Origin of the sequence: Streptomyces sp. NPDC005728, assembly GCF_040630895.1 — a bacterium.
Classification (GTDB): Bacteria; Actinomycetota; Actinomycetes; order Streptomycetales; family Streptomycetaceae; genus Streptomyces.
In genome coordinates, this window is sequence record NZ_JBEXYL010000004.1 from 34127 (window position 1) to 46581 (window position 12455).

11 protein-coding genes are annotated in these 12455 nt (G+C 68.9%); 9 read left to right on the top strand and 2 right to left on the bottom strand.

Annotated features, from left to right (window positions below):
• Positions 1 to 75 precede the first annotated feature (75 nt).
• The 8 genes from ABZ471_RS04595 (at position 76) to ABZ471_RS04630 (ending at position 9061) form a co-directional block, all read left to right on the top strand.
• Positions 76 to 969 (top strand): TauD/TfdA family dioxygenase, encoded by an 894-nt coding sequence (locus tag ABZ471_RS04595; RefSeq protein ID WP_359062352.1) that lies wholly within the window; start codon positions 76 to 78, stop codon positions 967 to 969.
• Positions 966 to 2606, top strand: coding sequence for a pyridoxal phosphate-dependent aminotransferase (locus ABZ471_RS04600; RefSeq protein WP_359062354.1), 1641 nt, complete (start codon positions 966 to 968; stop codon positions 2604 to 2606). Before ABZ471_RS04595 ends, ABZ471_RS04600 begins: the two co-directional genes overlap by 4 nt.
• Positions 2607 to 2819: 213 nt before the next feature.
• A complete protein-coding gene (locus ABZ471_RS04605) occupies positions 2820 to 3101 on the top strand; it encodes an acyl carrier protein (RefSeq protein ID WP_359062356.1) in 282 nt (93 codons plus the stop codon).
• On the top strand, positions 3098 to 4720 hold the full coding sequence (locus ABZ471_RS04610; protein ID WP_359062358.1) for a class I adenylate-forming enzyme family protein: 1623 nt from the start codon (positions 3098 to 3100) through the stop codon (positions 4718 to 4720). The genes ABZ471_RS04605 and ABZ471_RS04610 overlap by 4 nt, the downstream gene beginning before the upstream one ends.
• Entirely contained in the window at positions 4717 to 6210 is a 1494-nt protein-coding gene (locus ABZ471_RS04615; RefSeq protein WP_359062360.1) for a hypothetical protein, read from the top strand. Before ABZ471_RS04610 ends, ABZ471_RS04615 begins: the two co-directional genes overlap by 4 nt.
• Complete coding sequence (locus tag ABZ471_RS04620) at positions 6207 to 7421, top strand: ATP-grasp domain-containing protein (RefSeq protein ID WP_359062362.1); 1215 nt, start codon at positions 6207 to 6209, stop codon at positions 7419 to 7421. The genes ABZ471_RS04615 and ABZ471_RS04620 overlap by 4 nt, the downstream gene beginning before the upstream one ends.
• A gap of 96 nt (positions 7422 to 7517) precedes the next feature.
• The gene (locus tag ABZ471_RS04625; protein ID WP_359062364.1) at positions 7518 to 8243 is read left to right on the top strand and encodes a hypothetical protein; all 726 of its coding nucleotides are present in this window, start codon (positions 7518 to 7520) and stop codon (positions 8241 to 8243) included.
• Complete coding sequence (locus tag ABZ471_RS04630) at positions 8240 to 9061, top strand: NAD(P)-dependent oxidoreductase (RefSeq protein ID WP_359062366.1); 822 nt, start codon at positions 8240 to 8242, stop codon at positions 9059 to 9061. Before ABZ471_RS04625 ends, ABZ471_RS04630 begins: the two co-directional genes overlap by 4 nt.
• A gap of 233 nt (positions 9062 to 9294) precedes the next feature.
• Here ABZ471_RS04630 and cysS read toward each other — a convergent pair whose 3' ends face one another.
• Complete coding sequence (gene cysS, locus ABZ471_RS04635; RefSeq protein WP_359062368.1) at positions 9295 to 10692, bottom strand: cysteine--tRNA ligase; 1398 nt, start codon at positions 10690 to 10692, stop codon at positions 9295 to 9297.
• Between the two features lie 487 nt (positions 10693 to 11179).
• Here cysS and ABZ471_RS04640 point away from each other — a divergent pair, with 487 nt between their 5' ends.
• Positions 11180 to 11515, top strand: a complete 336-nt coding sequence (locus ABZ471_RS04640) for a helix-turn-helix transcriptional regulator (RefSeq protein ID WP_359062370.1) — start codon at positions 11180 to 11182, stop codon at positions 11513 to 11515.
• Positions 11516 to 11578: 63 nt separating this feature from the next.
• On the opposite strand, the gene ABZ471_RS04645 is transcribed toward ABZ471_RS04640, so the two are convergent.
• Complete coding sequence (locus ABZ471_RS04645; protein ID WP_359062372.1) at positions 11579 to 12376, bottom strand: hypothetical protein; 798 nt, start codon at positions 12374 to 12376, stop codon at positions 11579 to 11581.
• Positions 12377 to 12455: the final 79 nt, after the last annotated feature.

A 12455-nucleotide genomic window follows, 5' to 3' on the forward strand; every position in this document is an offset into this window, starting at 1 on the left:
CGCCACCGACTGCCGGGCCGGCCTGACGGTACCGGGCTGCGGCCACGCGCCGGTGCCCGGCGGGAACCTGGAGTGATGGTGCAAGGCGCCTTTGTCGAACGGGACTCGGATCCCCATGTCGCCCTGCGCAGCTCCCTGCTGGACAGCGGCCGACGGCTGCCCTCGCCGCGCGAGACGGTGCCCCCGGTGCCGCCGGGCGAAGTGGTCGCCGACACCGTCCGCCAACTGGACTCGGACGGCCTCTTCCTCGGCGCTCTCGACACCACGCCCGTGGACGACGACTTCATCGCCCTCGGCAAGACCCTGGGGGAGCTGATACCGGAGACGGACCCGGCGGTGCAGGACCATGTGTCCCAGGAGGTCCTGCTCAATCTGGTCAGTGTCCACCCCGAGACCGACGACGCGTCGCTGCAGCCCTTCGCGACCGGGGCACTGACCCTGCACTCGGAGGGAAGCGGCCGTCCGGTCGCCGGACAGCCCCGGTACATCGTGCTGATGTGCTGCGACCCCGGAAAGCCCGCCGTCACCGCGGACGGCCGTGAACTCGTCCCGGCGCAGACCGTGCTGGTGCCGATGGCCGAAGTGCACGAGGCGTTGACCCCGGCAGAGCGCGACATCCTGCGCGTCACCCGCTATCGCACCGACCAGTCCGTACCCACCGTGCTGCGCGAGGTCGACGGCAGGCCCGTCTTTTCGTTCCGCGACTTCGGTACCGCGGCGCTGCACTGGGTCAGCGACGCCCGTGGGGCCACCGAGTCCGATGTGAACGACGCCTTCCGCGCCCTGCTCGCCGCCATGTACGCGCATGAGCCGGCGCGGGCCGTCCACTGGGCGCACGGCACCGTCGCCGCCATCGACAACACCTACTTCTTCCACGGCCGCACGTCCGGCGCGGCCCACCAGCCCGGATCCCGCCGCCACCTGAAGCGGCTCCGGATCAGGACCGCACGGCACACGGGGGAGCGATGACCACGGGATCGGGGTTGTTCTCCGGCATGGCGACCGGCGCACCTCTCGCGGTGCCCGAGGAGATCGCCCGCGGAGCGGGCACCGTTCTGCCGTCCGCGGAGGTGGTCATGGACCCCTCGCCGGACGACCGGATGGCCGAGATCTTCCGGCGGGCCGCCGATCCGGCGGACCCCATGGAACTGCGCGACCTGTACCTCGGCCGGATGGAGGCCGAGCTCGGCCGGCACAGCACACGGCCCGAACTCGCCTCCCGCTGGCGGGAATCGACGGTGCGCCGCCCGTTCGGCAGCGAGGAGATACTGTCCTCGCGGGCCACGGTCCGTTTCGTCAAGGAGATGTTCAACTACTACTTCCGCGACGACCTCTACGGCGATCTGCGCCCCACTGCCGATGTGATCCTCTCCGGCGGCGCCGTGGACGAGGAGGCGTGGGGGCTGCCCGGGGTCCTCAAGGAGTGCGTCAGCTACGCACTGACACGTGACTGGTACGGCTACTCCGATTCCCGCGGTCGGGAGGCGTCGCGCGAGGCGGTCGCCAGGTACGAGTCGGCTCGGATGGGCTTTTCCGCGTACGGGGCGGAGAACATCGCTCTCACGATGGGCGCGACCTTCGCCATCAGCAGCCTCGCCGACTTCCTGCTGCTCGGCGGCACCGGCACCGCGCCCGCCCTGTGCGCCCTGCCCAACTACCCTCCGCTCGTCGAGTCCGTGGCCCGACGCGCCGACACGAAGTTGGTGCCACTGCCCGCCCGGGACGGCACGACGTCGCTGCGCCCGCTGATCGACCAACTGCGCCCGGACACCCCGCTGGTGCTGCTGCAGACCGCGGCGAACCCGACCGGCGCGCTGGTCCCCGAGGAGGAGCTCGACGAGCTGATCCAGGCGGCGTCTCCGAACACGGCCATCGTGCTGGACGAGTGCCACGAGTGGCTCGGCCGGCCGGTCTCCCTGTCCAAACTGCGCGCGGCACCCAATGTCATCAGGGTGAGCAGCCTGTCGAAGAACTGGTCAGCCCCCGGCCTCAAGGTGGGCTGGATCATCGCCGACCGCGCCTTCGTCGACGAGTACTACGAGTACGCGTCCACGACCTTCGGCGGACCGCCTTCGTTCTTCTACACCCTCGTCGAGGTGCTGGCGCGGATGGAACGATGGATCGTCACGGGAGTCGAGGAGCCGGGCACGGAGCAGTGCGGTGAGTTCGAGCCGGGCTACGGTGTCCAGCCGCGCGCCCTGGCCGCCGCCTACCGCGCCTACCGGTCCGACCGGCTGGCCCGGCAGGAGTCCCTGATGGCGCTGCGCGACGCGGTGACCGGCGGCCTCGATCTGCCGGGCGTCTCGGTCATGCCCGCCGCGTACTCCATCAACCTGGCCCTGAACTTCGACGACTACGCCGACTCCTACCTCTGCTTCCGTGATCTGCTCCGGGAGACGGGCGTGTCCGTCTTCCCGGGCCTGCTGACCTTCGGCCTGTCGGGCGGCACCGTGCGCATCACCAGCGCCCGCCGGTGGGAGGAACTCTCCGTGGCCCTCGACCGGCTGGCGACCCGCCAGAACCGCGTCCGGAGCACCACACGTTCGACCGCATCGGATCCGCAGTCGAACGGTCTTCGGCACTCGCGAGGGCGCACCCATGGCTGACGTGCCCCCCTCCGACGGGCCTGCGACGGGAATCGAGCCCTGGCGTACCGGCCATCGAGGACCCGGACGGTCCGGCGGCAGCTGAAGCAGCCTTCGTACGGCGGGGAGTGGGCGATGCCGCGACCATGCCCGGCGGCTCCGGCAGGAGTCGCGGGGCCCGCCCACTTCGCGCAGACACAGACAGGTATCCCGAGAGAGGAAGAGAGCGCGCGGATGAACGACGTGACGCAGGCGGTCGAGGAGCTGGTCATCCGGCGCCTCAAGGCGGGAGACGCGGAGGAGTCCGCGAACCTCGACACCCCGCTGACGGACCGCGGCGTGGACTCGCTGACCATCGCCGCACTGATCATGGACATCGAGCGGACCTTCGGCGTCCGTTTCCCCTCCGGTCTGATCACGCACGACACGTTCGTGTCCGTGCGCACGGTGGCTGCCGCCGTCCGCGGCCTCACCGACGACGGCGCGGTCGAGCCCGGGCGTCGGGAAGACGCATGACCGGCGCCGAGCAGGATCACGCGGCCGTTCACACCTACCGGGGCATGCCCTCGGCCCAGTACACCGGCAGCCACTCCACCGTGCTGGCGGCGCTGGCGGCCCGCGTCCGAGACATGCCCGACGCGCCCTATCTGACCTCCGTCGCCGCCGACGGCACCGAGACCGTACTGACCTTCGGGCTGCTCGACGCATGGAGCGCCCGGCTGGCCCGTTGGCTGCGGCGTGAGCTCGCGATCGCCCCTGGCGACGTGGTCGCGCTCATGCCGCTCAACGAGCCGGTCTCCATCGCCACCCTCTTCGGCGTCCTGCGCGCGGGTGCCGCCTGTCTGCTGCTCAACCCCGGCGACCCGGCCGAGCGGGCGCTCCAGCAGAGCGGCAGTCGGTCGGCGGTGACGGTGCTGTGCCCGCCGGCGGTACTGCTCGACAGGGATCCGCTGCCGGGCGCCGTCACCGTGCCGGACCCGTCCCTGCTGCCGGACGTCCCGGACGACACGGACGGGCGTGACCACCCCGAGGTGCGGGCTGCCGCCGACGCGCTGCTCTTCGGCACGTCCGGTTCCACGGCGGCGTCCAAGATCGTGGCGCAGACCCACCGCAACGGCGCCGCCAACGCCGAGGCGTTCCGGCGCCACCACCGGGTCCGCCCCGGCGAGCGCATCCTGGGTTTCCTGCCGATCCACCACGCCAACGGCGTGCACACCACACTGTTCTCCCCGCTGTTCTCGGGCGCCCACACGGTGCTGGCCGGTTCGTTCAGCCCCTTCCAGTACCCGGGGCTGGTCGAGCGGTACCGCCCGCGGTTCGCCAGCGCTGTGCCCAGTGTTCTCGACTCGCTGCTGCACACCTGGCGCGAGCCGCAACTCCCCTCCGGCTTCGAGTACTTCCTGACCGCAGCCGCGCCGCTGTCCGCAGGGACGTGTGCCGAGGTGCGGCGCACGTTCGGCGTCCGGATCGTCCAGGGGTACGGGCTGACCGAGACGACCAACTTCTCCACCACGGTGCCGCTCGGCCTGTCGGAGGACGAGTACCGGCGTCTCATGCTCGACACGGACATTCCTTCCATCGGCACCGCCGTGTACGGCAACGAGGTCGCGGTGTTCACGGACAACGGCGACCGGGCCCGGCCCGGCGAGATCGGCGAGATCCGGATGCGCGGCCACAACGTCATGTCCCGGTACGCGGGAAACCCCGAAGCCACCGAGGAGGCATTCCGGGGCGGATGGTTCCACTCCGGCGACCTGGGCTACGAGGTGGTGTCCGCCGAGAGCCCCGGCAACCTCCTGGTCATCACCGGCCGTACCAAGAACATGGCGAAGGTGCGGGGCGAGGCAGTCTCCCTGGAGGAGATGGAGCGCGCCCTGCTGCGGCTCGACGGCGTGCTGGACGCCGCCTGCGTCGCTGTCCCCGACTCCGTGGACGGGGAGGCCGTCACCGCGGTCGTGGTGTCGCCGCAGCGCAGTCAGAGCGAGGTCTTCCAGCACCTGAAGACCGCTTTCTCCGCGAACGCGCTGCCCCGGCGGATCGTCTTCGCCGACCGGGTCCCCAGGACGAGCACGGGGAAGATCATCCGGCGGCGGCTCGCCGAAGAGGTGGACAGGAATCAAGGGGAGCGCCCGTGAACACCGGCGCGGAGCTTCGCCTGTACAACTCGATGAGCCGCCGGCTCGAGGTGTTCGAGACGTCCGGACCCGAGGGTGACCAGGTGCGCATGTACAGCTGCGGACCGGTTGCGTTCTCCTCCGCCCACCTGGGCATTCTGCGCGGCTTCGTGTGCGTGGACCTGCTGCGGCGGGCGTTGCGCTGGAAGGGGCACTCCGTCCGGCAGGCCATGATGATCACCGATGTGGTCCGGGCCGGAGTGCCGGAGGGCACGGACCCCGAGTTCCACATCAAGGAGTTCCTCGACAGCCTGGCGGCCCTGAACGTCCTGCCCGCCGCCCACTACCCCCGGGCGTCGGAGCACATCGGCGAAATGATCGGCATGGCGGGCGAGTTGGAGCGACGCGGCTACGCCTACCGGATCGACTCGGGCCTGTACTTCGACACCTCCCGCTCACCGGGCTACGGAGAGCTCGCCGGGATGGACCTGGACGCCCAGCGCGACGGCGTGAGGGCGGAGAGCATTCCGGGCCGGCGCAACAAGAACGACTTCGCACTGTGGCGACTGACCGGCCCCGACGCGGAGGCGGCGGGCACCGGCAGAAGCTGGGACTCGCCGTGGGGCCGCGGCCTGCCGGGCAGCCATCTGCCCTGCAGCGCGGCGAGCATGGCACTGCTGGGCCCGCACCTCGACATCCACACCGGGGGCCGGCACCACCGCTCCCTGCATCACGTCAACGAGATCGCGCAGAGCGAGGCCCACCTCGCCGACGCACGCCCATGGGTCAGGCACTGGCTGCACCACGGCGCACTGACCGCCGCCGACCAGCCCATGGTCAGACACCGGGCACCTCATCTGGGCGACCTGACCGCCACGGGACTCCACCCCATGGCGTTCCGCCTCCTGCTGCTGCGCGGCCACTACCACCGGGACCTGGCCTACACCCGCGACGGCGTGGTCGCCGCCCAGGCCACGCTGCGCCGACTGCTGGCCCGGCGCCGGCCCACCATCCCGCACCCGCGCAGCGAAACGCACCACCCGCACATCGAGACCTACCAGGACGCCAGACGGCTGCTGCCCCCCGACGACCCGGCCGCCCGCCGAATCCTCGACGGCATGGACACCGCGATCTGCGCGGACCTGAACACGGCACAGGTGCTGGCCCAACTCCAGCAGGCCGTCCGCATCCCGGACATCACCGACCGCGGCCTGCGCGTCGTCCTCGCTGCCGCAGACACCCTCCTCGGACTGCGCCTCACCACGCTCGACCCCGCAGAACTCGCCCACCAGCCCCTCACCGGTGAACTGCCCCTCGGGCAGCAGCACGTCATCGACCGGCTGGTCGCCGACCGCACCGCCGCACGCGCCCGCAAGGACTGGGAACGGGCCGACACCATCCGCTCGCAGCTGTCCCGGATGGGCATCGAGGTCACCGACGCCGGCAGCAACTCGACCTGGACCCTGCGCCAGGACAGCCACGTCCCGGCGGAGAGAAAGACACACACATGACCAGAAAACGCCTGATGATGATCGCGAGCACCGGACGGCCCTTCCGCGAATACATCCTGGCCGACATGAGTGCGGTCGTGGACCTGATCCTCGTCGACGACAGGGATCTGGCCTGGCAGAAGCCGTACGTCAGCCGGTTCCGTCAGGCCGATCCCCGGGATCCGGTCGCCGTTTCCGCAATTGCACGTGCGGAGGCGCCCGACGGGCTTGTCACCTACGACGACGCGCTGGTCGAGATGGTGGCGGACCTGGCCGCCGAACTGGGACTGCCCCAGGCCGCGCCCGCTGCCGTACGACGTTGCAAGGACAAGGCGGCACTGCGGGCCTGCCTCGACGAGGCCGGTATCGGACCGGTGCAGTTCGCGGTAGTGACCGACGAACAGGAGGCTCTTGCCGCCGCCGAGGACATCGGCTACCCCGTTGTGCTCAAACCCCGCGATCTGGGCGGGAGCATCGGCGTCGTACGGGCGGACGACAAGGAACAGCTCCTTGCCGGGTACGCCATGACGGCCGGCACCCGGGCCCGGTTCAGTGAGATCGACGGACCTGCCGGTGTGCTGGTCGAGGAGTACCTGGACGGACCCGAGTTCAGTGTCGACTGCCTCACCTGGCGGGGTGTCACCCACCCCTTGTTCGTGGCGGAGAAGGTCCTGGGGCTCGCGCCGTACTTCGAGGAGGTCGGTCACTTCGTGCCGGCCGCGCCCCACCCGGACATGGACGAAGCCCTGCGCCTGGTGCGCGAGGCGCACCGAGCGGCCGGACTGGACGACCTGGCCACTCACACCGAGTTCCGGCTGACCAGCCGCGGCCCGCGCATCATCGAGATCAACGTCCGGCTCGGCGGCGACCTGATTCCCCACCTCGGCAAGCTGGCCACCGGCGTCGACCTGTCGGCGGCCACCGCCGACGTCGCTGTCGGGCGGGAACCGCGGCTTGCGGCGGATCGTTCCCGGGTAGCCGCCGTCCACATGATCTATCCGCCCCACGACATGACGTTCCGGCGGCTGCGGCTCGACAGGGATCCCGGCCGGCTCCCCGGCCTGGAGCGGTTCGAGACCATCGTGCCGGAGGGCCGGCAGGTCCGGCTGCCACCGAACGGCTTCCGTTCCCGGGTCGGTTACGCGGTGATCACCGGTGCGGACCGGGCGGAGTGCCTGACGCGCCGCGCCGCGGTCGAGGCGGCCGTCGTGGTCGAGGGGGAGACGCTCTGAACCGCGGCATCGCACCCCGCTCCGCGGGGCACCGCTGACTTCTCCTTTTGGCGCCTGCCATCTTCAGACTGCATCAGTACTAGAAATGGAGAGCTCATGGTTTCCGAAACTCTGAAGAACAATCCCGACGACGAGAACGAGGTCCATGACCTCTACCAGTTCGAGGATGCGGGGTCCTGTATCGTCACGCCGGTCGCATCGCTGCCGGCGATAGCCGCGAACGCCCTGGTCAGCGCGATGGCGCAGGTCGTCCGAAACGGCCATGCAGCGGAAACGGCGTTGACTTCGGACAACGACGGCGTGATCCGCGCGCAGTATTTCGAAGAGGGCCTCGTCTACATGCTGGCCAAACCCATGGACGGCTACTCCGCAAGCCGCTACGTCATGGATCTGTTCAACGTCGGTGAGCGGGGCGCCTGTTCGCGGATGCACTACCACACAGGTGCGCGGATGGTGAGGCTGATCACGGGCGAGGACACGACCATCCGTGTGTCCGCGCTCTCACCCTTCCACTACACCTATGTCGACGGAGTGACACCTTTCAAGCTGGAGGTGGAGTGCGACAAGATGCCGGACAGCACTCGTAACCGGTACAGCTTCTGGGTGCCGGAATCCTCGATCGTGGACATGCAGATTCCGCGCGGTACTTCGCACCAGTTCAATTCCTTCGGGGACAACGCGGTGATCGACACGATTCATCCGGAGGAGACGATTGAGGCCTTCCGGGAGAAGATGTCCGGACTGCGCATGATGGCGCAGACGGTATTTCTGTCGGACTCCTTCCCCGCCGTCGAGGACTGTGGCGGAGACCTGCGCCGATGAGAGAGGTCGACTGGTACGGCCTCGGAGCCTTCGGACTGCCGATGGCGTGTCGCGGTGTCGCGTCCGGCTACACGGTGCGCGCGGGAAGCGAGCGCGGCCAGGTCGCCGAGTTCGTCGAGGCCGGCGGCTCGAGGTCCACGGCGGAGGTCCAGGGTCTTCCGATCGTGGCGCTCTGTCTGCCGTCGGCCACCGAGGTGCTGGACGTCGTTCGGGACCTCGAGACCGCGTCGTGCGTAGTGGACTTCTCCTCGCACGATCCGCTGTCGGCCAGGAAAGCGGCCGAGCTGTTGCGCGATCGCGGGATCGGATACGTCGACTGCCCGGTGTCGGGGAGCGTGGAGCTCGCTCGCGACGGGCGGCTGACGGGATACCTCGGAGCGCACACGGACGACGTCACGGAGGATGTCCGTGAGTTCGTCGAAAGCCTCTGCAGCAACGTGTTCTGGACCGGCGGCCTCGGCCAGGGGCAGGCGATGAAGCTGGTCAACCAGGTCATCCATCTGGGTAACGTGCTGGTCCTGGGTGAAGGCTTCGATCTGGCGGAGCAGCTGGGACTCGCGCCTGAGACCGTTCTGGAGGCGCTGAAGGCGTCATCGGGTTCGAGTCGCATGCTGGAGCGGTTCGGTCAGCAGATGTTGAGTGACCTGTATCCGCGCCAGTTCAGCGCACGGCTGGCACGCAAGGACATCGGCAACGCTCTGCGGCTGTGGCCCGACCTCCCTGTCGCAGCCATGGTCGAGGAACGTCTGCAGGATCTCGTCGACTCCGGGCACGGTGAGGAGAACTTCACCCGGCTGGCGAAGCGGCCGGAGAAGTAGACGACAGGCTTCTCCGGCCCCTCGCGGCCACTGCCTTGTCTCCGTGGTCGGTCACTCAGGTCCAAGAGGTGCCTCGCATCAGCGGCTTTCGGCGCAGATGCGGGGCACCTTTCCTGGTTCCGGGCCGGGATGTCGGTGCGCGGGCCGGGCCGGGGCGGCGTGAGCAGGTGCGGCCGTCCCTGTGAACCTGTTCCTCCAGGCGGGCACGGTGGGGGTGTGCGGTACCGCGGCGGTCAGCTCCCCAGCGACCACCGCGCGCCGTCCGGGGCGTCCTCGATGACGAGGCCGGACTGCTGCAGTTGGTCACGGATCGCGTCGGCGGTGGCGTAGTCCTTGCGTGTCCTGGCCGCCTGCCGCTGGTCGAGGACGAGGCGCACGAGCGTGTCGATCACCCCGTGCAACTCCTCGCCCCGGTCGTCGGCCCCGGTCCACTGCTCGTCCAGCGGGTCCAGGCCGAGCACCCGGAGCATCGCCCGCACCTCGGCGAGGCGCGCCGTCGCCGCCTCCTTGTCGTCGGCGGACAGCGCGGTGTTGCCCTGCCGGACCGTGGTGTGAACGACGGCGAGCGCCTGTGGGACGCCGAAGTCGTCGTCCATCGCCTCGGCGAAGGCGGGCAGCACGTCGTCGGCGGGCTCCACCGGCCCTCCCACCTTTTCCACCACGCGCTGCACGAATCCCTCGATGCGCGCGAACGCGGACTCGGCCTCGCGCAGGGACTCCTCGCTGTACTCGATCGTGGAGCGGTAGTGCGGGCTGCCCAGGTAGTAGCGCAGCACGATGGGCCGCCAGTGCTTGAGTATCTCGGAGACCAGTACCGAGTTCCCCAGCGACTTGCTCATCTTCTCGCCGCTCATCGTCACCCAGGCGTTGTGCAGCCAGTAGCGGGCGAACTCGTCGCCGTAGCTCCTGGACTGCGCTATCTCGTTCTCGTGGTGCGGGAACACGAGATCGAGCCCACCGCCGTGGATGTCGAAAGCCGGACCCAGGTACTTGTGCGCCATCGCCGAGCACTCCAGGTGCCAGCCCGGACGGCCGCGCCCCCAGGGCGTCTCCCAGGACGGCGTGCCCTCCTTCGCGGCCTTCCACATCGCGAAGTCGCGCGGGTCCCGCTTGCCGGTCTCGCCGTCGCCCTCGGGCTGGCGGAGGTTCTCCAGCTCCTGGTTGGACAGCGCGAGGTATCCGGGGAAGGACCGCACGTCGAAGTAGACGTTGCCGTCCGCCGCGTAGGCATGCCCGCGGTCGATGAGCGTACGCATCATCTCGATCATCTCCGGCACATGGCCGGTGGCCCGCGGCTCGTACGCCGGGGGCAGCACACCGAGCGCGTCGTAGCTTGCGTTGACGCTGCGTTCGTTCTCGTACCCGATGGACCACCAGGGGCGGCCCAGCTCGGCCGACTTCGCGAGGATCTTGTCGTCGATGTCGGTGACATTGCGCACCAACGTCACCTCATAGCCGCGGTATTCGAACCAGCGGCGCATGATGTCGAAGTTCAACGCGCCCCGCGCATGACCGATGTGCGGGGCTGCCTGCACCGTCAGACCGCAGAGGTAGATCGAGACACAGCCCGGTACGACCGGGGTGAAGTCACAGGCCTGCCGGGCGCTGGTGTCATACAGGCGAATAGTCACACCGAAAGGGTAGCGGCGCCCCGCCCGCCTCAGAGGGTGTTCAGGCATGCCTCGTGCCGGTAGGTCACGTATGCAGCCAACCCCATATGGGCGCTATACGCCCTGGGTGCGCGGTGCCCGGACGGGGTCGCTCGCCGCCGAGGGGCAGGGTGCCCAGCCGCTTTTTGATCTTGCGACGGTTGACGTGGGTCGAACTGGAAGGCGAGCAGGATCGTGGGAGTCGGTGATCCCGGCAGCGGGCTGTGTGCAGATCTTTACGGACCGCCGGTCGGAGTGACCGCACACCCCCATTGGGGTGACGTTGAACCAGCCAGGGATCGGCTCCCGCCGGAAGCTCATAGTCGCAGGTCAGAGGCGCACAGGCGGAACGATGTGCGCCACCGTACCCGGAGCTTTTGCGGGAACTGAGTGTTTAGCTAGACCTAAAGGTGGCATCCTTGGGGCAGCGGCAACATCCGCTGCAGTCACATGAGTTGGGGGTCATACGATGAGCTTCTTCGCTCGTAGTGAGAGCAACGCCGAGTTAGCCGGTGCACAGTTGGCGCGCCAGGCAACGGCTTCTCTCGCAGGCTTGTTGGCAGGGCTGGGAAAGACACGTTCGGACCTTGCCAAGGCCATGGGCGTCAGCCCTGGGCGGGTCAGTCAGATCATGTCGGGTGACGCAAACCTGACGGTGCGTACGTTGGCTGCGGCAGCGGAAGCGCTGGGCGCTGACGTGGAGATCAGGTTTTCCCCCCGCCTCCCACACACTGCAGAGCGGCCGTCTGTGAGCAGCGGAGAGTCATCGCCTTTGCATGGAAGCAGCATCGCCACGCATCGATGAGCGTGTCCGGCCGATCGCTCCGGTCGTTGCGGGGCGGTGTCGTCCGTCGCCGGATCGGATTCCCTAGGGGTGGTTGCGGCGGAGGCTGAACCGTCGCCGTTGCTGAGGCAGTGCCGAACTGTGGAAGGCATCGTTGGACAGTGCCTTGGTGCGCAGTGTCTCGAGCTCGGCCTGTTCCGTCCGGCGGCCGTGCAGGTAGGCGTACAGCAACAGGTCTCCGCAGCGGTTGCGGGCTTCACCGAAAGCACTGCGGCACTGATAGACCTCTTCGTCGGTCGGCTCCCGCGTCCAGGAGATGTGGATCTCGCGGCGGGCCTCATCGGTCTTCGTCTGCACCTCAAGGGCGTTGATCATGGCCTTGTCGGCGGCGTCGAAGAGGTTGGTGACCGTCTTGGTGAGCGTGGGATGTCGGTCCAGCAGGTAGTTCTTGAGGTCGTGCATGAATACACGGAGCTGTGTTGACTTCTCGAAGCCGTCCATGAACCGGTCGCACCAGCGGCGAGCGTCGAGCTGCATGCGGTACTCGAGTCGTTCCCTGAACCAGGCAATGCCCAATGTCATGTACTTGACGTAGGGCTGAGTCGTGTCGTCCTGCCTCTTGCGCGGCATGGTCGTGACACCGGTGGCCAGGCCCGCGGCGATCGGAGGCAGCTTCGCCAGGTGCGGAAGCGCCAGCCCGGCGGCGATCCCGACGGTGCCTGTCAGGGCGAGAACCAGGAGTGTCAGGCCGGCAGATCTCCAGCTGCCCAGCAGCCGGCCCCTGCCGACGGAATGGCGGGCTAAGCCGATCCACGCAAGGCCGGCGCTGAGGGCGGCCGGTAACGCGTAACCGGCGAGCCAGCTGTGGTGGTACCAGGTCATGAACGGCCCCAAGTCGTGCATGGACAGGTAGGACCGTCGCAGGCGAGCAGAGGGCGAGCCGGGCTCCCCCTCGGCGTGT